Origin of the sequence: Dolichospermum compactum NIES-806 (assembly GCF_002368115.1) — a bacterium.
In the GTDB taxonomy this organism is placed as follows: Bacteria; Cyanobacteriota; Cyanobacteriia; order Cyanobacteriales; family Nostocaceae; genus Dolichospermum; species Dolichospermum compactum.
Map to the genome: position 1 here is coordinate 4,088,666 of NZ_AP018316.1, position 19,841 is coordinate 4,108,506.

Consider the following 19,841-nt stretch of genomic DNA (forward strand, 5'->3'; position numbering starts at 1 on the left):
TATTAAATTTCCGAAACTACTAATAATTGGACCGCCACTCATTCCTTGTTGAATATCGCTGGTATAGCCAATTTCATAACCATCTTTTAAACTCGGTTGGGAGATGATTTGTTGTACTTCTCCTGTTGTCAATACTAATTTATCCTCAGATACAGCATATCCTGCGGCCATAACTGGTGTTTCTAAGTTAATATCAAAAGATGCGATTCTGTCAGCAATTTCTGATGGTAAACAATATTCTTTATTAGATGTAAATTCTAATATGGCTAAATCGAATTTATCAAAGTTAGTATTAGGGAAAATTTTAGCTGCATATTTTTGACCATCGGCTGTGATAATATTGATATTATTAATTCTTCTGACAACGTGGGAATTAGTCACTACTAAATAAGAATTACCTTTTCTCGCGAAAATTGTCCCGGAAGCGCCTCTTTCCTTGTCCCTGACTCTAACTGTAATTTGTTTAGCAATGGTTTGTAATTGTGGGTCTGAATAAATACCGTTTTCTGGGTCTGCTGGTTGTAATTCGCACGTTGGCGAGGTCTGTGTAAGTAGTTTTGTTGTCTTGGTTTGGGTTTCTATTGCTAACGCGGGATAAGGTAGCAGCAGTAAGCAGGAGATAATAGCGATTTGACGTTTCATGATTAGTTAAATAGTATTATTGGTACGGTTTTCCTCCCTTGTCCACTGTCCTTCCTTGTCCTCCAAGTCTTGCCCTCACGACAATGTAAAATACCTACCCTTGTGAAGGGGGAGGGTTCTGACAGGGGTAGGTTTTTAATATTATCTGTGAAGGCAGGACCAGGAAGACAAGGAGGGAAAGTAGACAAGGAAGATTTTATGCAAAAAATGTACTTCGGCTTCGCTCAGTACAAGGTCTGTTGAGCGTCAGTTTTTGTTACCAATTGTACATTATTGGTACGGTTTTCCTCCCTTGTCCACTGTCCTTCCTTGTCCTTCAAGTCTTGCCCTCACGACAATGTAAAATACCTACCCTTGTGAGCGGGTGGGGTATTTTGTTATTTAGAGATTTTTCTGAGATATTCACCCAGATTTAAGTAAGTATTTTCACCGGAATTTTGCCAATTTAAGTCTGTACTTCTACCTTCTCTGATTTCATTAAGTTCAGCTAGAACTGTAGTGGGGTTTACACCTGGCCTGACGCTAAATAAAATATTGTTTTTATTGCATTCACCAGGTTTAGCCGCACAGATAACTCCCAACCCATTCAACTTACCGGTAGTTAAATAATCTAATCGGCCTTGTTCGTAAAATTGCTGGAATTTTTTACTTACTTGTTGACAGCGTCTTTTAGGAGTCCATTCGCTACTGGGAAAGGAGTCAGATTTCCAAGCAATTATGGGTACATAAGGGTTAGGTTTTTTGTCGGGAACGAAGGCCATGGTAGTGGGAACTTTTCCCGTATTACCTTGGTAAGAAATTGAACGACAAGCAAAACTAACTTCTTGCTTGGGAATCTCTTGACTCAAACCGGGGTTAACACTCAGGGTAACTGTCAATGCGGTGAATGCTAAGACACTAGTTAATGCTGGTAGTTGCATAATGCTTGACCTTTGATTACTGAATTTTGGTGATTATGGCGCTACTTTTTTTAAACTTTATAGGTGTTGGTGAGTGAAAATATGAATTTTTCTCACGCAGAGGCGCAGAGGCGCGGAGTTTGAGACATGGAATTTTTGATTTTCATGTCTCAATTCAGCAAGGCTACTTGATACACACATAACTGATTGTATACTAATTTTTTGAAAATATTCAGATGTTTACTTAGAAGTTAATTTTATGATACAATCCGATTTGATGGATTAACACTGTAACTATATCATGTACTATTTTATCTATCATGTACTATTGTACCCGACCCCACTGCCCTAGTCCCGAAAACCGTTTTCCCGACTCTCCAGATTCTCATACTAAGTCGGGAATATTCTGTCAAGCTTGTGGAATGCCCCTAATATTAAAGGGGAGAAAGGGACATTATCAAACTATTAAACCTTTGGGGAAAGGAGGATTTGGTGCTACTTTTCAAGCTATTGATTTAGATTCTGTGAATCAGCGTCAATGTGTGATCAAACGATTGAATATTAATGACAACCCGGAAATTGCTGACAAACTTGTTGAAGGAATCAAAGCAGCTTTTGATCGAGAAGCTCAGGCTTTAGAATTTTTAGGTGATAATAGCGGGAATATTCCCACTTTATATGATTATTTTTCCTTGACCGCTCCTGCTTTTGGTCAACAAGAAGAGCTTGAGTTTAAATATTTAGTACAACAATATATCCAAGGTGAAGATCTATCTCAGGAACTCAGAAGAAAAGGTCGTTTTTCCGAAACAGAGACTTTAGATTTTTTAAAGCAAATTTTACCGATTTTACAATTTATTCATGACCAAAATTCTATCCATCGAGATATTAAACCCAGTAATATTGTTAGAGAAACAGCAACACAAAAACTATTTTTAATTGATTTTGGGGCGGTGAAACAAGTTGTTTCTGGTGAAACAAATATAAAAAAATCTCTACCTATTTTTACAAAAGTATACGCTTCTCCTGAACAAAGACCTGAAGAAAGAAGAATAGGAGAAATTTATCCGTCTAGTGATTTATATAGTTTGGCTGTTACTTGTCTGGAGTTAGTCACAGGTACAACTCCCGTTGATTACCTTGACAATAATTACCAAAATTGGCGACAACAAGCTAGTAGAATTATTCTAAGTACAGGACAAAAAATTGAGAGAGAGAAGAAAGTCGTCATATTTCAAATCTAAATCAGTAACAAGAGAACGCAGATAATCTAAACCGTAACGAAAAACACTTTTAGCAAAACGTCCATGTTTCTTGATTTTGATAGGTTGGTGTTGATGCAACCATTCTCCAGTCTTGACAGCCCAACACATAGCTAATGACAGTAAAGCTAAGAGCTTACTCAATCGGTTAGAATCAATAAAATGTGTAGATTCCAAGCAAAAACCACGAGTTTTAAACATACCGAACAAAGTTTCAATCCCCCAACGACGGCCATAGTCAGCAATTATGGTTTGGGGAGAAGTATCAGAAATCACGATTAATAACTTGCCATCATCAAGACGTAAACCAGCTACATAAACTGAACGACCCCAGACCCAACGACGAGTAGATAAAACCTGAGATTCACCCGCAGCCAGATGAGCAAAAATGACGCTACCTGGAAGAGTCTTTTCTGTATCACTAATTAAATCAGTGTGACGAATCCTGATTCGGAATGGAATATTTGGTTCAAGCAGTAAATAACTTAACCATTCTGCCCCCACGAATTCTCTGTCAGCACTGATATAGTCAACTTGTGCATCTGGGAACAGTTGTCCAAATCGGTCAAGTAAATCCATTCGTTCATCCGTGTTGGAGTTACCTTTCTTCTCCAATATCTGCCAAACTAGGGGGTAAGCGACACCATTATGTACTACTCCCAACATGAGGATATTTAACCATATTTGACCAAAACGCCATTCAGTCCGGTCAATACTTAACACCCAAGGCTGGGGAATGTTCATGATTTTTACAATCATTTTCGCTATGACTGCATAATCTATATCAAAATCTCGGAAAAATCTTTGCAACCGTTTGTAATTGGATTCGTTTTTAGCACAGTTGCGAAAACCAGTTGCTAATTCTACCAAGTTCACTGTCTTTACTCTTAATAAAGATATTAAAAATAACGCTAAAAAGCTTAGACGCGCTCCATGCCATTCCAAATGTGGTTTTAGTGTGTCTCGTAATAGGTTAATCTGGTTCATAGGGGTTTCTTTGATTGTGTGGTAACTTTCTATGAAACCCTTTCTCTGTTTCCTTTGCAAGCTTTTTCTCTATTTTTTGTCCTGTACAGAGAGAATTATTAGCTCTTCTCTAGCTAATATTTTAGATAAAATGCTCAAGATTAACCCTAGACACCGGTTTCAGTCAGCAGCAGAAGTTATGACGGCTGTAAATGAATCTCGAATAACTACACCACCGACTGAACCAACGACAATTATTGATAAACAATTTAAAATATTTATTGATAAAAAACTTAAAACATTACAACCTTTACTGATCAAATCGGTGTTTTTGATATTTCCAATAATTGTTGGTGTGATAGGTGTTAATAGTTATTTGCAACCACCAATTAACGTAGTAGAATATGCAAAATCTGGGATTAAGTTTAAATATCCTAAAAATTGGCAAGAAACGCCAGTCATAGATAAATTAACGCGAATTGTCCCGAAAAATACGATTTCATCTTCTCTAACTCCAGAATTTTTTATCACTATAGATGAGTTATTCCATTCGGAAACTTTGGCAGATTATACTCAGTTTTCTATCCGACAAATTGAAGCATTAGGACAAAATGCGAAAATTATCAAATCTGGACAAATACAACTTGGTGAAACACAAGGTTATCAAGTAGTTTATGAAGGCAGAGATAATATCCACAAGGTAAATTTCCAAGAAATGCAAGTATGGATTGTTAATGATAAAAAAGCCTATATTCTCACCTATCGCGCTGAAAATAAATCCTATCCAGAGTTTGCGAAAACTGTGGAAGACACCATAATTAAATCCTTTAGACTGGAAAAATCTACATCTGAAAAACCCACAAGTCCAATCTGGTAATTAAGAGGATGTTTGAAAAGTCGTATCCCGTAATTTTCATCACATTGTTACCCCCCTTTCCCCTTATAAAGCTACGGTGTACACACAAGTTATCGAATCACCATTATTCCTTAAATTACCCCACCCTTACGCAAGTTTCACACCAAAAATCTGTTGTAGGGTGCTTTACTACTGCATAAATCCTGGAAATAAACAGATTGTTGATATCTGACGCACCCTACCAATGTGCCAGTTGCGTAAGTCCTGTTAACAACTGACAACTTATTACTCCACATTGGGCAATAATACTACACTTTAAAGATGTGAAGACCGATCTAGCTATTCTGCCAAATATTTTTACAATGATCTTATTAGACAGTAGTTTGTTATTCTAAAAGCTTATGCAGCCGACTAACCCCAATCAATTTACAGAAAAAGCCTGGGAAGCGATCGCTCATACCCCCGATGTCGCTAAACAATATCAGCAACAGCAGCTAGAAAGTGAACACCTGATGAAAGGGTTGCTGGAACAGGAAGGACTGGCCAGTGCCATTTTTACCAAAGCTGGGACAAGTTTGCAAAAAGTTCGCGATCGCACCGAGCAATTTATCCAACGTCAACCGAAGGTATCCGGTGCTAGTGCTTCTGTTTATTTAGGACGCAGTTTAGATACATTATTAGATCGGGCAGAAAAATATCGTCAAGAATTTAAAGACGAATTTATTTCTATTGAACATTTGCTGTTAGGTTACGCCAAAGATGATCGGTTTGGCAAGAGTTTACTGCAAGAATTCGGTTTAGATGAAAACAAACTCAAAAATATTATCAAAGAAATTCGAGGGAAACAAAAAGTGACTGACCAAAATCCAGAAGGTAAATATCAATCACTGGAGAAGTACGGACGTGATCTCACAGAAGCCGCCCGCAAAGGTCAACTAGACCCTGTAATCGGTCGTGATGATGAAATTAGACGTACAGTACAAATTCTCTCCCGCAGAACCAAAAATAACCCGGTTTTAATTGGTGAACCTGGAGTGGGGAAAACTGCGATCGCCGAAGGGTTAGCACAGCGCATTGTGGCGGGTGATGTTCCCCAATCTCTTAAAGATCGCAAACTCATCAGTTTAGATATGGGGGCTTTAATTGCGGGAGCAAAATTCCGAGGTGAATTTGAAGAACGTCTCAAAGCCGTATTAAAAGAAGTCACCGAATCCGGTGGGAATATTGTCTTATTTATTGATGAAATTCATACCGTTGTCGGTGCAGGTGCAAGTCAAGGGGCGATGGATGCGGGAAACTTATTAAAACCGATGTTAGCACGGGGTGAATTACGCTGCATTGGGGCGACAACTTTAGATGAATATCGCAAATATTTGGAAAAAGATGCCGCTTTAGAAAGACGCTTTCAGCAAGTTTATGTAGATCAGCCCAACGTTCAAGATACAATTTCTATTTTACGCGGTTTGAAAGAACGTTATGAAGTCCATCATGGGGTGAGAATTTCTGATAGTTCTCTCGTCGCTGCGGCCACTCTCTCTAATCGTTATATTAGCGATCGCTTTCTCCCCGATAAAGCCATTGATTTAGTAGACGAAGCCGCTGCTAGACTGAAAATGGAGATTACATCCAAACCCGAAGAACTGGACGAAATAGATCGGAAAATCCTGCAATTAGAAATGGAAAAACTCTCTTTACAAAAAGAAAGTGATCTCGCTTCCCGTGAACGGTTAGAAAGATTAGAAAAAGAACTCGCTGACCTCAAAGAAGATCAAAGAACTCTTAGCACACAATGGCAATCTGAAAAAGGGATTATCACCAAAATTCAATCTATTAAAGAAGAAATTGACCGAGTTAATTTAGAAATTCAACAAACCGAAAGAAACTACGATCTTAACCGGGCTGCGGAATTGAAATATGGTAAACTCACAGACTTACATCGGCAATTACAAGCCGTAGAAACTGAACTTTCCCAAACTCAAAAAACCGGGAAATCATTATTACGGGAAGAAGTTACAGAAGCGGACATTGCCGAAATTATTTCTAAATGGACAGGCATTCCCCTCAATAAACTAGTCGAATCAGAAAAAGAAAAACTCCTGCATTTAGAAGATGAATTACATCATCGGGTTATCGGTCAACAAGAAGCCGTTACCGCCGTCGCTGATGCCATTCAACGTTCTCGCGCTGGACTTTCTGACCCCAACCGTCCCATAGCTAGTTTTGTCTTCCTTGGTCCAACCGGTGTCGGTAAAACTGAACTAGCGAAAGCCTTAGCGGCTTATATGTTTGACACAGAGGAAGCTTTGGTGCGGATTGATATGTCAGAATACATGGATAAGCACAACGTTTCTCGACTAATCGGTGCGCCTCCCGGTTATGTGGGTTATGAAGAAGGAGGACAATTAACTGAAGCTATTCGTCGTCGTCCCTACGCGGTAATTTTATTCGACGAAATTGAAAAAGCCCACCCCGACGTATTTAATATTTTCCTGCAAATCCTCGATGATGGTCGGGTGACAGATGCCCAAGGTCGCACAGTAGACTTTAAAAATAGTATCATCATCATGACCAGTAACATTGGTTCTCAATATATCCTAGATATATCTGGAGATGATAGCCGTTACGATGAAATGCGGAATCGGGTGATGGAAGCAATGCGAAATAGTTTCCGTCCAGAGTTCTTAAACCGTCTGGATGAACTAATTATTTTCCACAGTTTACAAAAATCGGAATTGCGGAATATTGTCCAGTTACAGGTAGATAGGTTAAGACAAAGATTAACTGACCGGAAAATGTCTTTGAAATTATCTAGTTCTGCTCTTGACTTTTTAGCAGAAGTCGGGTATGATCCCGTTTTTGGTGCAAGACCATTAAAAAGAGCAATTCAGCGGGAACTAGAAACCCAAATAGCTAAAGCCATTTTACGCGGTGATTTCAGCGACGGTGACACCATTTTTGTAGATGTCCAAAATGAGCGCCTTTCCTTTAATCGTTTACCCGCAGAGGTGTTTACGGGTTAGAGAATCAGTCCCTTCAAGTTAGCCAGGGAATAAATTCCCTGTCTAAAAGCTAAAGTCGGTTAAAACCGACTACTTTTGCGTAAATAGGATAATTTTTGATTTTGAGTTAACCAGAGTGGGTTTTAACGTACTTTAGCTAAATTGGTAAAAGACATAATTTGAGAAGTATTAAAAAAAGGAAAAATTATGCAATCTCCTCTTTACCTGTTCTCTGTGGCAGAATATCTAGAATTAGAACAATCTAGCGATATTCGTCATGAATATTTTGCAGGTGAAGTCTTTGCTATGGCTGGAGGTAGTAAAGAACATAACATAATTACTCTCAATATTGCTAGTAGACTACGTTCTGGATTACGGGGTAGTTCCTGTAATGTTTTCATGTCTGACATGAAAGTGAAAATAAATTTAGCCAATGATAATAAAACTATATTTTACTATCCTGATGTGGTAGTCAGTTGTGACACTGAAGATCAAGACCGTTATTTTTTGAATTATCCTTGTTTAATTATCGAAGTGCTATCACCAAGTACGGAAACTATAGATAGACGGGAAAAACTGGTAAATTACCGCAGTTTAGCAAGTTTAAAAGAATATGTTTTAATTTCTCAAAATGAAATCAAGGTAGAAGTTTATCGTCAAGATGAAAAAGGAAATTGGACTATACAAACTTTGATTAATGGGGATGATAAATTACATTTAGATTCCGTTGGATTAATTTTAGAAATGACAAATATATACGAAGATATTATCAATATTTAATTTTTTAATTTAGAAAGGTTTTAAATTTAGGGAAGTTAAATAGGAGTTCGCTTTGACTATAGCGGTTCTCGATTGAGTGAGATACAAGAACCCCAACCCCCTCCCCGCAAGCGATGAGGGGGCTATGATGTATCTCATGCAAGTGCATACCGCTATATACTATAGGACTTACGCACGCTCACTAATTTACCATGATATGAATGAAGGAAATTGCGTCGTTTTCGGCTTTGGGAATAACTTATTGAGTAGGGTGCGTCAGATAGAGGGAATCTGTTTTTTTGTCAAAATATCGTGTCTGACGCACCCTACAAGGGATAAAATTTACGTCACATATTTGGGGAATCTTGTCAATGCGTAAATCCTATTTTGTTAGGATTAGTTAGCTTTTTTGTATCGGAAAATAACCCAATCCCCAACTTATACCCCATCCATTTTGAAACATTGAGTTTTCGCCACAGAAAAAACTATAGGTTTCAATTTAGACGGGGTTTAAAATGAAGAACCAGGTTGTTCTAAAAATTCCTCTTCTTCTGGGGTAGAAATCCGTCCTAAAATGGCATTACGATGGGGAAAGCGACCAAATCGAGCAATTATTTCCTTGTGTCGAAAAGCTGATTCAATCGCTTTTGCACTGTAGGGATCATGACTAAGTTGTTGAAATAGCTTAATACACTTCCGTTGATCAATAGGGTTTTCACTGTGTTCAAAGGGTAAGTATATAAACCAGCGTTGCACAGCTAATAATTTTCTATCATAGCCTTTGTTTGTGGCGTGTTGCGCTAATGATAGTGCTTCCCAGTCCGTTGCAAAGGCTTGTGGGGTATCACGAAACATATTTCGGGGAAATTGATCTAGTAACAGAATTAAAGCCAAACAGGTTTCTGGTGAATTCATCCAATCATGTAAATATCCTGCTACCGCTTTTTGGTAATCTTCCAGAAAAAGGTCGCGGATCTTAGCATCGAAATCTGGTTGTTTTTCAAACCAAAATGGCTGAATTTTCCCGTAATTTGGGTCATTTAGATGACCAAACCAAAAATCCAAAATAGTTGTTGCCTGTGACATTGCTATTATTGATGATTACAAAGCACCTGTCGCATTTTACATAGATTTGCTGGTAACTCCAAATTCATTGCTTGTTCAATAAAAATTGAGGGGATGGGAACATGGGGGGTGGCTTGTACTGTATAAGCTAACAGAGTACCATTACCCATATCTTTGAGTTCTAACTTGGCGTGAAAATCTGTAAATGAACCTTTTTCCATCTGAAAGTGGATTTGCTGTCCTAATACTTCCACCACACTCAGATAAATTTCTACTTGGGCTGTCAAAAACAAAAAGGCTTTTTGTGCTGCTTGATACAGACGTTTGACATCACCTCTGGATATGACTTCGCTTTTGGTAATATCGGGAAAATATTGGACCCAACGGGGGTAATCTGTAATTTGTTGCCAGACATGGGATCTAACTAGTGGTACGTACATACAAGCGGTAACAGCACCACCCCAGTGGGTATAAGAGCGAATTTCTGTGAATATTTCTCCCTGAATTAGTCGTCTTTGCTGATCTTGATTCCAAAGGGTATCTGATAGCGGTAGTGTGGGGTAAGGGAGATTTTTAAGATTTGAGTTGGACATAATATAATGCAGATATAGTGATTTTGGTAACTTTTTCAGTGATTAACCCTAATGATCTCATTGAGTTTAACTCACTAAATTCCAATTACGGGTCAATTCATAGAGTTTTCGCAGATAATTAGTCTGAAGTTTATTTTCAAGGGTGTAAATTCGAGTTAAGAGAAAAATACTGTGAGTCAATCTTCTTTAAATGGCAAATTAATCCAGGGTTTTGGGATTCTCTTGGGGATGAGTGTTTCCTTGTTTATACTGAGAGGATTGGGTATTATCACTTTTCTTCCTGGTGGTGTAATTACGCTACTGTTCTTCGGGGCTATAGCTTTGTCAATCTTCAGTTATTGCTCCAGGAGATGGTGGCGTTTTTAGATTTACCACCAATAATTATTACATCAAAAAAACTGACAAGTCATTAATCGGAGGTAAAAAAGATGCAAAAGTATATATGTACGGTTTGTGGCTATATCTATGACCCAGAAATAGGTGATTCAGATAGCAGTATAGAACCAGGAACAGCTTTTGAAGAAATTCCCGATGATTGGGTTTGTCCAGTTTGTGGTGCTGAAAAATCAGACTTTGAGTTATATGAAGAGTAATATGGAGGTAGGATAGATCACCGACTTCTTTGAGGAGTCAGGGATCTGAAATCTGAAATCTGAAATCTGAAATATTAAAAAATTTTTGAAGTTGTTACCTTTGCAAATTGTAGTTATTGGTGGTGGGGCTGCGGGATTATTTGGTGCGATCGCTTGTGCTGAAGCTAATCCCCGGACCCAGGTTACTTTAATTGAAGCGAGTCGTCAACCTTTGGCGAAAGTGCTGATTTCCGGTGGGGGACGCTGTAACGTTACTCATGCTTGTTTTGACCCCAAGATTTTAGTCCAGAATTACCCTAGAGGTGGTAAAGCCTTGTTAGGTGCTTTTACCCGGTTTCAACCTTTAGATACCATAGCTTGGTTTGCGACGCATGGGGTGAATGTAAAAACGGAAGCTGACGGACGGATGTTCCCGATTACAGACCGTTCGGAAACCATTGCTGAATGTTTAATTAAGGCGGCTTTTGATGCCAACATAGAACTGTGTATTGGTACACCTGTTACGGCTGTCACCCGCAAAAATGCCGGGTTTGAAGTTCTGCTGAAGTCGGGAGAAACTAAAGAATGTCATCGCTTACTTTTGGCTACAGGTAGTAGTTTAGCTGGTTATAAAATTGCTAGAGAATTAGGTCATGAGATCCAAACTCCTGTACCTTCTTTATTTACCTTTAATATTGCTGATCCTCAACTGCGAGAATTAGCGGGAATTAGTGTTAGTTCTGTAAATCTGCGCTTACCAGGTACAGGGAAAACCCCATTACAACAAACAGGACCAATATTAATTACCCATTGGGGTGTAAGTGGTCCAGCAGTGCTGAAACTTTCGGCCTGGGGTGCAAGAATTCTTAATGAAAATCGCTATCAACACAAATTACTGATTAATTGGTTGCCAGATTTATCACAAGAAGAAGTGAGACAAAAAGTTTTAACCGTCAAAGCTGAATGGGGACAAAAAGCGATCGCTCTCCATCGTGGTGTAAACTTACCACATCGGCTTTGGCAATATATTGTCAATCGCGCTCATATTACCACAGAAGACCGTTGGGCAACCATATCCAACAAAACCCTAAATCAACTAGTCCAAGAAATCTCCCAAGGAGAATACCTAATTACAGGTAAAGGCGCATTTAAAGAAGAATTTGTCACCTGTGGAGGAGTCAACCTTAAAGAAGTCAACTTCAAAACAATGGAGAGTAAAATAGTCCCCGGCTTGCATTTTGCCGGTGAGATATTAGATATTGATGGTATCACAGGTGGCTTTAACTTCCAAAGTGCTTGGACAACAGCCTACCTAGCCGGTCAATCCATGACAAAATCAACAGTAGATCATTAATTTCCCTCTCCGCGCCTCTGCGTGAGACAAAAATCTATAAATCGTGTAAATCCGTATGAAATTCAGTGAAATCCTCAATCAACTTGGTGATTATATTACCGAAAGTAGCCCTAACATTGATTTAGAAATTACTGGAGTTGCAGCCATAGATGAAGCAATATCTGGGACTCTCAGCTATGTAGAAGGAGCTAAATTTTCCGCATTGCTCAATTCTACAGGTGCGAGCGCTGTAATTTTGCCCCCAGATGAAAAATTGCAAAATCAAGCCAGAGAAAAGGGTCTAGCTTGGTTATCCACAACTCAACCCAGACTGGTATTTGCGAAAGCGATCGCTCTATTTTATCAACCTTACCGTCCTACTCCCGAAATTCATCCTAGTGCGGTAATTCACCCCAACGCCAAAATCGGTGATGATGTGTATATTGGCGCTCATGTTGTCATTTCTGCAAATGTAGAAATTGCCAATCATGCCATTATTCATCCTAACGTCGTTATTTATCCAGAAGTACAAATAGGCGATCGCACCACCCTCCACGCTAACTGTACCATTCATGAACGCAGCCAAATCGGTGCAGATTGCGTTATTCATAGCGGTGCTGTAATTGGTGCAGAAGGCTTTGGCTTTGTCCCCACTCGCACAGGTTGGCTAAAAATGGAACAATCTGGTTACACCGTTTTAGAAGATGGGGTAGAAGTAGGTTGTAATACAGCCGTAGACCGTCCCGCAGTCGGAGAAACAAGAATTGGTAAAAACACCAAAATTGATAACTTAGTTCAAATAGGACATGGGAGTCAAATAGGTTCTGGTTGCGCCATAGCAGGTCAAACAGGCATGGCTGGCGGCGTGAAGATTGGAAATCGAGTAATTTTAGCTGGACAAGTGGGAATTGCCAATCAGGCTAAAATTGGAGATGGGGCAATGGCTTCTGCTCAAACTGGTATTCTCAAGGATGTTGCACCAGGAGAAATTGTCTCAGGTAGTCCAGCCATACCGCACAAACTTTACCTCAAAGCATCAGCAATTTATAGTCGCTTGCCAGAAATATATCAAAATCTGAAAAAATTACAGAATAGGAGTCAGGAGTCAGGAGTCAGGAGTCAGGAGGAAGAAAGAAGGAAGAAGGAAGAATAAATTAAGGTGTTTGGGTAGCGATCGCTAATTTTGCCCCTTTTACCTGCCGCACCCGATCCATAACCACCACCACTTGACCATGAGTAGCACTTTGATCAGCATTGATAATAACTACCACTTCCGTATTTTTGCCCATCAACTCCTGTACTTTTACTGGTAAAGTCTCAATAGTTACTGGCTGGCGATTTAAACTCACATCCCCGGCTGAATCTACTGTAACGTTAATTGGTGCGGCTGATGATTGGGCTTTGGCTGTGGCTGCTTTAGGTAAATTCACTGGCAAACCTTCAGAACGATGTAAGAATAAAGTGGACATAATGAAAAATGTCAAAATAGCAAAGATGACATCAATCATCGGTACAATATTAATCTGGGCTGGAATATCCGGTTCATCTGGTAGACGCATAGGATTTATCCCCTCTTTCATAATGACGACGATACAGTAATTCTAGCTGACCAGCATATTCTTGAATCCAAGCAATTTGCCGCAAATACATACCGCGAAAACTATTCGCAAAAAATAAAGTAATAATAGCTACAACTAATCCCGATGCTGTAGATACCAAAGCTTCACTAATCCCAGAAGTAACACCAGCGGTTTTTGTCCCCCCCACATCACCAATATTTAAGGATGCAAAAGAAGTAATTAACCCCAAGACTGTCCCTAGCAATCCTAGTAAGGGCGCTAAACCAATAATTGTATCAAAAATGTTTTGAAACCTTTTTAATAAGGGGATTTCTGCCTGTGCTTCACTTTCCAAAGCCAAGCGAAATTCTTCTGGGTTGGCTTCTTCCAATTCTAAAGCTGCTAAAAAAATTCGGGCGATCGGTAAATCAGCATTTTTATGTAAGATGTTTAAAGAGGTAACTACATCACCTTGACGATAAACACTTAACACCTGCTTGACTACGCGATTTTGACGACCGCTAATTCCTATCCAAAAGGTAATCCGTTCCAGAATGAGGGTGATTCCTAAAACGGAAAAAAATAGCAGTGGCCACATCACTACGCCACCAGCTTTGAATAAGTTACTAATTTCCATTGACTATTTTGCTAATTCTGGACACAGCTAGATTAACAGATTTTTGTCAAGAGAATGTCATTAATAGGCGATCGCTATGGCAGAGTATTGTCTAAATTTTGATTCGACGTTCTCAACTTCAAAAAATTTAAAAAATTTAAAAAATTTAAAAAAAATTTCTTTTTTTTTGGTTTAACTCGATTGACTTTTTTAGCTCGGCGTAATATTTTTATAATGGGAGTGTGTGCATTAATAAAAATTTTGCTTGCATCCCATTATATTAATATAACTATATTACCACATTCAGCGCGATCGCCACCCCTAAAAAAAGAATTTTTTGAAGAAAAACTTAGGGACTTCCAATTAAAAAAATCCCCAAAAGTTTCTTGTGGTGCGGGCATCTTGCCCGCTAATTACCAAGGACAGGCAGGATGCCCATCCCACAAAATTGGGTAATTTATTTTTTGGTGATCCCTTATACTGCAAACGGTTCATAGTTTAACCAAATAAGTAGTGAGACAGAATTAATTACACAATGTCATTGCGTAAGCGTGGCGTTAGCCATATGGAACGAAGTGAAATCAAGCAATTCCAAGGGTTGTGATTGCTTCCCTTCCCTCGCAATGACTGTAAATATTTTTGTCCAATTACTTATCAGACAAAAATCCTGTAAAATCCTGAAATGTTGTAAATCATGATTCTGATGAAAAATGAAGATAGCCAACGAGTAGAAATATTCCTCAAAAAATGGAAAGGTTCGCAAGGTAATGAGAGAGCAAATTATCAGGGTTTCTTTTTAGAACTTTGTGATGCTTTGGGGGTAGAACGTCCATTACCTAAAGGTAGTATGGCAAATGATCCTTATTGTTTTGATAAAGACATCAAAATTTTTAACAAAGATGGAGTTACTACAAACTTTGCAGACTTCTACAAAGAAGGACATTTTTTAATTGAAGCTAAACAAGGGGGAAATGCAGCTAAACGGGGGACAGCTAAACGAGGGACAAAAACCTATGATATAGCAATGGAAAAGGCTTTTTATCAAGCTCAAAGTTATACACCTTTTCTACCAAGTAAACCTCCCTTTTTAATTACCTGTGATATTGGTTCTCATTTTGAAATATGGATGAGTTTTAGTGGGAATTATGGTGGTTATGGTGCGCGGGAAAAAATTAATCTTGATCAGCTTTTAGATGAGAAAGTATTTAATCGCTTTGTTGCGATATTTAATGATCCTCAAAGTCTCAACCCGGAAAAATATCGAGCGCGGGTAACAAGAGAAGTAGCTGATACTTTAGCTAAATTAGCGCGGTGGTTGGAACAACAAAGATACGAACCTAAAGAAGTCGCCAATTTTCTCATGCGCTGCATTTTTACCATGTTTGCAGAAGATGTAAAATTATTGAAAGGAGAAGTTTTTACTAAAGCTTTAAAAGAACGTTGGTTGGTTGAACCGAAAACATTTAAAACCCAGATTGAAAGACTGTGGAAAGTTATGAATACTGGGGGAGAATTTAACTTTGATGAAATTCCCCAATTTAATGGCAGCTTTTTTAAAGATGCTACAGCTTTTGATTTACCCAAAGAACAGTTAGAAGTCCTATCGGAAGCTGCAAATAAAGATTGGACAGAGGTAGAACCGGCGATTTTTGGGACTTTATTAGAACGAGCTTTAGATAGTAAAGAACGGAAAAGTTTAGGAGCGCATTACACACCCCGATCCTATGTTGAGCGGTTAGTGCGTCCTGTAGTCATAGAACCTTTGCGGTCAGAATGGTTATTAGTGGAATCGGAAGTTGATCGGTTTTTAACTCTGAAGGAAAAACAGCAAAAACCTACAAAAGCACAAATAGAAAAGGCTGAAAATGAGATTCGGGGATTTTTAGATAAATTACAACAAATTCGTATTCTTGACCCTGCTTGTGGTTCGGGTAATTTCTTGTATGTGACGTTAGATCTATTAAAGACATTGGAGCAAGAAGTACAGATGCGGTTGCTGGATGTTTTGGGAGAGGTAACAACGAATTTATTAGAGGAATTTGATCCGCGTTTAGCAGGAAGAAAACAGGTAAATCCAGCGCAATTTTTAGGGATTGAAATTAATCCTAGAGCGGCCGCTATTGCAGAATTAGTAATTTGGATTGGTTATTTACAATGGCATTTTAAACGCTATGGAAGTACACCACCACCAGAACCGATTTTACAGGATTTTCATAATATTGAATTTCGTGATGCGGTGTTAGATTATGATGGTAAGGAATTAGATATTGATACTAAAACTGGTCAGGTAAAAACGCGCTGGGGTGGAACAATGATTAAGCATCCTGTGACGGGGGAGGATGTTCCTGATGCGAGTGATCAAATTCCTATTTATCGTTATCTTAATCCTCGTCCTGCTCAATGGCCAGATGCAGATTATATTGTTTCTAATCCTCCTTTTATTGGTAATAAGAGGATGAGAGATAGATTAGGTGATGGTTACGTTGAAGCGCAACGAAAAGTTTATCAAGACATACCAGATACAGTTGATTTTGTCATGTATTGGTGGTATCATTCAGCTAAATTAGTTGTTGAAGATAAATTAGAAAGTTTTGGTTTAATTACAACTAATAGTATTACTCAAACATTTAATAGAAAAGTTTTAGTTAAACATCTAGTAGGTAAAAGTCCAATATCTCTTACATTTGCAATTCCTGATCATCCTTGGATAGATACTACAGATGGCGCAGCAGTGAGAATTGCCATGACTGTGGTAGAATCTGGAAAACATGAGGGAGTGTTAGGAAAAGTAGTTAAAGAAGTGGAAAGTGATGATGGTGTAACTATTGTTGATTTAGCTATATCCAAAGGATTTATTAATGTAGATTTAAGCGTTGGTGTAGATGTGGTATCAGCATCTAAGTTAACAGCAAATTCTAGATTAAGTGGACAAGGTGTAATTGTTTTAGGTGAAGGTTTCCACCTAAATGAAGGAGAATATTTAAAACTTATTCAACAAGACCCGACAGCAATTCATTTAATTAAACGATATCGTAATGGCAGAGATATTACAGATAAACCTCGTAATTTAAGGATTATTGATTTATATGGTTTAAATGAATCTCAGGTTATGCAATATCCATATATATATCAGAGAATTTATGAACTTGTTCGACCTAAACGTTTAGAAATGAAAGATAAAGCACGTCGGGAACAGTGGTGGCTTTTTGGACGTTCTAACCAAGAAATTCGTAATGCAATAAATGGGTTAGAACGATATATAGTTAGTTGTCGTACCGCAAAGCATCGCGTTTTTATATTTGTAGAAAATGACATTTTACCTGATGCTAAATTAATTGCTTTCGGATTAGATGATGCTTTTTATCTTGGTGTACTTTCATCAGTACCTCATATAATATGGTCATTAAAAACAGGTGCATTCTTGGAAGATAGACCAAATTATAACCATTCTGATTGCTTTGGAAAATTCCCTTTTCCAAATCCTACACCAGAACAAAAACAGAAAATCCGAGAATTAGGAGAAAGATTAGACTCCCACCGTAAACGAGTGCAAACACAACATCCCGAAATCACAATTACCGGAATGTATAACCTTCTAGAAAAACTCCGCAAAGGTGAAACATTTACCGAAGCAGATAAAACATATAATAATAAAGCCTTAGTTTCCACACTCAAACAAATTCATGATGAATTAGATCACGCCGTTTTTGATGCTTATGAATGGCAAGATTTAAAAGATGATAATAAAACAAAAGCAGAAATTGAAGAAATAATTTTAGAACGATTAGTTGCGCTCAATGCTGAACGTGCAGAAGAAGAACGTAACGGAATAATTCGCTGGTTGCGTCCCGAATATCAAGCACCAAATGAAGTTACTCAACAGGTGCTAACGGAAGTCATGGAAACAGAAGAAACTGTGATTATTCCCACCGAACAAAAAACTTTTCCCAAACAACCAAAAGAGCAACTTGCAACTATCCGCGACTTACTCCGCAACAATACCAGCGAGTGGACAGTGGAACAAATTGCGGCTCAATTCAAAAATGGTGGAAAATACAAAAATGCCATTGCTGAAAATGTAGAAAGATTAGAATGGTTTGGGATTTTAATCTGTCGAGAAACAGGAGCAACCAAACGCTGGCAATATGTGGAAATATAGTGAGTATCAAGATCCCCGACTTCTTTAAGAAGTCGGGTATTTAATATTTGTCAGAATCAGGATTTTATCTTTTTCCAGTCATCATCATTTTAACTCCGCCTTGAGGAGCAAGAGTAAACCCGCGTCTTTGGAGTTTAATAGGTTTATTATCTACTAAGGCTAGTTGATAATTAGATAAAACTATTGCCAAAACTAATTTTATTTCTAACAAAGCTAGAGCATAACCCAAACAGCGCCGACTACCACCACCAAAGGGCATATATTCTGAGGGGGAATACTGTCTTTCTAGAAAGCGTTCGGGTTTAAATTGGTGGGGTTGAGGATATATGTCTTCGTGATAATGGACAAGGTAAATACTGGGCATTAACATTGTTTCCGGTTCAAACTCGTATCCGGCAATATTCATAGATGATTTAGTGATGCGTGGGAAAATAATTGGTAAGACTGGATACATCCGCAGAGTTTCGTTACAAACTGCGGTTAAATAAGGAAGTTGGGCAATTTCCATTAGTTGAGGATTTTCTCCTAAACTGTTGATTTCTTGCAGCAATTTTGCCAGGATATCTGTATTTTGATGAATTTGATAAAAAGCCCAAGCTAGGATTGTGGCAGTGGTTTCATGTCCAGCAAATAAAAGTGTCAACAATTCATCTTTTAATTCTTCGTTAGTCATTGGTTGACCGTTTTCATCTTTTGCAGCCATCATTAAGCTGAGAATATCACTCTGTTGATGATTATGATTATTTCTTCTTTCTTCTATTTCTGCTTGGAGTAATTCATGAACCTTTTTTTGTTTGCTTTTCATCTGTCCCCAAGGTGTCCATTCTCCCCAATCTTTTTGTAAGAATTTCAAAAACAGCATACTGGATCGTAAAGGAGAATCAATCATATCTATCCAAGAAGTAAGTAGGGGTTTTAGTTGTTGATAACGTTCTCCTTCACTTAATCCAAAGATAATTTGTAAAATAACTTCTAGACTAATTTTTTGCATGATAGATCGAGCTACAAAAGGCTGATTAATTGGTAATTGACTAGCGATTTGTTGGGTAATCAAGCAGATTTGTTGGGCGTAAGTTTGTAGCCGTTCTCCATGAAAAGGTGGCATTAATAATTTTCGTTCTCGACGATGGCGATCGCCATCCATTAACATGATAGAATTTTTGCCGATGAGCGGTTCTGCTAGTTTGTTAGCACGGCCAATATCAAATTTAGAATCTTGGGTAAGAATCTCCTGTATAGTTTGGGGATTACCAATAATTACAGCAGTACCAACACCACTTAGCCGCATGGTGAAAATGTCCCCATATTGTTGACGATATTTTTCTTGGAATCCAATGGGATCTCCAATCCAGTTGATAAGTTGCAACCAGGGGGGAGCGGGAATACGATTGGGTAATTGTTGAAGCATAATGTTATATTTATCTAGGATTTACGCATTGACAAGATTCCCCAAATATGTGACGTAAATTTTATCCCTTGTAGGGTGCGTCAGACACGATATTTTGACAAAAAAACAGATTCCCTCTATCTGACGCACCCTACTCAATAAGTTATTCCCAAA

16 protein-coding genes are annotated in these 19,841 nt (G+C 38.3%); 8 read left to right on the plus strand and 8 right to left on the minus strand.

The features are described from left to right. On the minus strand, positions 1–642 hold a 642-nt coding region (locus tag CA730_RS18985; protein WP_172891215.1), incomplete at its 3' end, for a S1 family peptidase. Between the two features lie 377 nt (positions 643–1,019). Continuing rightward, positions 1,020–1,562: a COP23 domain-containing protein gene (locus tag CA730_RS18990; RefSeq protein WP_096669656.1), complete on the minus strand. Its 543-nt coding sequence runs from the start codon at positions 1,560–1,562 to the stop codon at positions 1,020–1,022. A gap of 299 nt (positions 1,563–1,861) precedes the next feature. Here CA730_RS18990 and CA730_RS18995 point away from each other — a divergent pair, with 299 nt between their 5' ends. Continuing rightward, the gene (locus CA730_RS18995) at positions 1,862–2,785 is read left to right on the plus strand and encodes a serine/threonine-protein kinase (protein WP_231939883.1); all 924 of its coding nucleotides are present in this window, start codon (positions 1,862–1,864) and stop codon (positions 2,783–2,785) included. On the opposite strand, the gene CA730_RS19000 is transcribed toward CA730_RS18995, so the two are convergent. Then, the gene (locus CA730_RS19000; protein ID WP_096663248.1) at positions 2,729–3,790 is read right to left on the minus strand and encodes an IS4 family transposase; all 1,062 of its coding nucleotides are present in this window, start codon (positions 3,788–3,790) and stop codon (positions 2,729–2,731) included. The genes CA730_RS18995 and CA730_RS19000 overlap by 57 nt on opposite strands. Before the next feature lie 130 nt (positions 3,791–3,920). Here CA730_RS19000 and CA730_RS19005 point away from each other — a divergent pair, with 130 nt between their 5' ends. The 3 genes from CA730_RS19005 (at position 3,921) to CA730_RS19015 (ending at position 8,404) form a co-directional block, all read left to right on the plus strand. Then, positions 3,921–4,646 (plus strand): PsbP-related protein, encoded by a 726-nt coding sequence (locus CA730_RS19005; protein ID WP_096669660.1) that lies wholly within the window; start codon positions 3,921–3,923, stop codon positions 4,644–4,646. A 380-nt stretch (positions 4,647–5,026) separates the two neighbouring features. After that, on the plus strand, positions 5,027–7,645 hold the full coding sequence (gene clpB, locus CA730_RS19010) for an ATP-dependent chaperone ClpB (RefSeq protein WP_096669662.1): 2,619 nt from the start codon (positions 5,027–5,029) through the stop codon (positions 7,643–7,645). A gap of 186 nt (positions 7,646–7,831) precedes the next feature. Then, positions 7,832–8,404, plus strand: coding sequence for a Uma2 family endonuclease (locus tag CA730_RS19015; protein ID WP_096669664.1), 573 nt, complete (start codon positions 7,832–7,834; stop codon positions 8,402–8,404). Positions 8,405–8,893: 489 nt separating this feature from the next. Here the strand turns inward: CA730_RS19015 and CA730_RS19020 are convergent, their stop codons facing one another. Next, positions 8,894–9,469, minus strand: coding sequence for a DUF924 family protein (locus CA730_RS19020; protein WP_096669666.1), 576 nt, complete (start codon positions 9,467–9,469; stop codon positions 8,894–8,896). Between the two features lie 5 nt (positions 9,470–9,474). Next, positions 9,475–10,041, minus strand: coding sequence for an SRPBCC family protein (locus CA730_RS19025; protein ID WP_096669668.1), 567 nt, complete (start codon positions 10,039–10,041; stop codon positions 9,475–9,477). Positions 10,042–10,469: 428 nt separating this feature from the next. Here CA730_RS19025 and rd point away from each other — a divergent pair, with 428 nt between their 5' ends. From rd to lpxD, 3 genes are all read left to right on the plus strand, one after another. Then, positions 10,470–10,634 carry a rubredoxin gene (gene rd / locus CA730_RS19035; RefSeq protein WP_096669672.1) on the plus strand — a complete coding sequence of 55 codons (165 nt, stop codon included), beginning with the start codon at positions 10,470–10,472 and terminating at the stop codon, positions 10,632–10,634. A gap of 91 nt (positions 10,635–10,725) precedes the next feature. After that, positions 10,726–11,967, plus strand: a complete 1,242-nt coding sequence (locus tag CA730_RS19040; RefSeq protein ID WP_096669674.1) for a BaiN/RdsA family NAD(P)/FAD-dependent oxidoreductase — start codon at positions 10,726–10,728, stop codon at positions 11,965–11,967. 55 nt (positions 11,968–12,022) lie between these two features. Then, a complete protein-coding gene (lpxD, locus tag CA730_RS19045) occupies positions 12,023–13,099 on the plus strand; it encodes a UDP-3-O-(3-hydroxymyristoyl)glucosamine N-acyltransferase (RefSeq protein ID WP_096669676.1) in 1,077 nt (358 codons plus the stop codon). A 1-nt stretch (position 13,100) separates the two neighbouring features. On the opposite strand, the gene CA730_RS19050 is transcribed toward lpxD, so the two are convergent. Together CA730_RS19050 and CA730_RS19055 are read right to left on the minus strand one after the other, a co-directional pair. Beyond that, positions 13,101–13,505 (minus strand): ExbD/TolR family protein, encoded by a 405-nt coding sequence (locus tag CA730_RS19050; RefSeq protein ID WP_096669678.1) that lies wholly within the window; start codon positions 13,503–13,505, stop codon positions 13,101–13,103. Then, on the minus strand, positions 13,489–14,142 hold the full coding sequence (locus tag CA730_RS19055; protein ID WP_096669680.1) for a MotA/TolQ/ExbB proton channel family protein: 654 nt from the start codon (positions 14,140–14,142) through the stop codon (positions 13,489–13,491). Before CA730_RS19055 ends, CA730_RS19050 begins: the two co-directional genes overlap by 17 nt. A gap of 682 nt (positions 14,143–14,824) precedes the next feature. Between CA730_RS19055 and CA730_RS19060 the strand changes: the two genes are divergently transcribed. Beyond that, positions 14,825–18,280, plus strand: a complete 3,456-nt coding sequence (locus CA730_RS19060; protein ID WP_096671652.1) for a class I SAM-dependent DNA methyltransferase — start codon at positions 14,825–14,827, stop codon at positions 18,278–18,280. A gap of 64 nt (positions 18,281–18,344) precedes the next feature. Here the strand turns inward: CA730_RS19060 and CA730_RS19065 are convergent, their stop codons facing one another. Continuing rightward, positions 18,345–19,688 (minus strand): cytochrome P450, encoded by a 1,344-nt coding sequence (locus CA730_RS19065; RefSeq protein WP_096669682.1) that lies wholly within the window; start codon positions 19,686–19,688, stop codon positions 18,345–18,347. Positions 19,689–19,841: the final 153 nt, after the last annotated feature.

What these genes read in the sequence shown, in the direction of transcription:
- CA730_RS18990 (WP_096669656.1), bottom strand. Translation starts at nt 1,562, where the DNA reads ATGCAACTACCAGCATTAACTAGTGTCTTAGCATTCACCGCATTGACA.
- CA730_RS18995 (WP_231939883.1), top strand. Translation starts at nt 1,862, where the DNA reads ATGTACTATTGTACCCGACCCCACTGCCCTAGTCCCGAAAACCGTTTT.
- CA730_RS19000 (WP_096663248.1), bottom strand. Translation starts at nt 3,790, where the DNA reads ATGAACCAGATTAACCTATTACGAGACACACTAAAACCACATTTGGAA.
- CA730_RS19005 (WP_096669660.1), top strand. Translation starts at nt 3,921, where the DNA reads ATGCTCAAGATTAACCCTAGACACCGGTTTCAGTCAGCAGCAGAAGTT.
- clpB (WP_096669662.1), top strand. Translation starts at nt 5,027, where the DNA reads ATGCAGCCGACTAACCCCAATCAATTTACAGAAAAAGCCTGGGAAGCG.
- CA730_RS19015 (WP_096669664.1), top strand. Translation starts at nt 7,832, where the DNA reads ATGCAATCTCCTCTTTACCTGTTCTCTGTGGCAGAATATCTAGAATTA.
- CA730_RS19020 (WP_096669666.1), bottom strand. Translation starts at nt 9,469, where the DNA reads ATGTCACAGGCAACAACTATTTTGGATTTTTGGTTTGGTCATCTAAAT.
- CA730_RS19025 (WP_096669668.1), bottom strand. Translation starts at nt 10,041, where the DNA reads ATGTCCAACTCAAATCTTAAAAATCTCCCTTACCCCACACTACCGCTA.
- rd (WP_096669672.1), top strand. Translation starts at nt 10,470, where the DNA reads ATGCAAAAGTATATATGTACGGTTTGTGGCTATATCTATGACCCAGAA.
- lpxD (WP_096669676.1), top strand. Translation starts at nt 12,023, where the DNA reads ATGAAATTCAGTGAAATCCTCAATCAACTTGGTGATTATATTACCGAA.
- CA730_RS19050 (WP_096669678.1), bottom strand. Translation starts at nt 13,505, where the DNA reads ATGCGTCTACCAGATGAACCGGATATTCCAGCCCAGATTAATATTGTA.
- CA730_RS19055 (WP_096669680.1), bottom strand. Translation starts at nt 14,142, where the DNA reads ATGGAAATTAGTAACTTATTCAAAGCTGGTGGCGTAGTGATGTGGCCA.
- CA730_RS19060 (WP_096671652.1), top strand. Translation starts at nt 14,825, where the DNA reads ATGAAAAATGAAGATAGCCAACGAGTAGAAATATTCCTCAAAAAATGG.
- CA730_RS19065 (WP_096669682.1), bottom strand. Translation starts at nt 19,688, where the DNA reads ATGCTTCAACAATTACCCAATCGTATTCCCGCTCCCCCCTGGTTGCAA.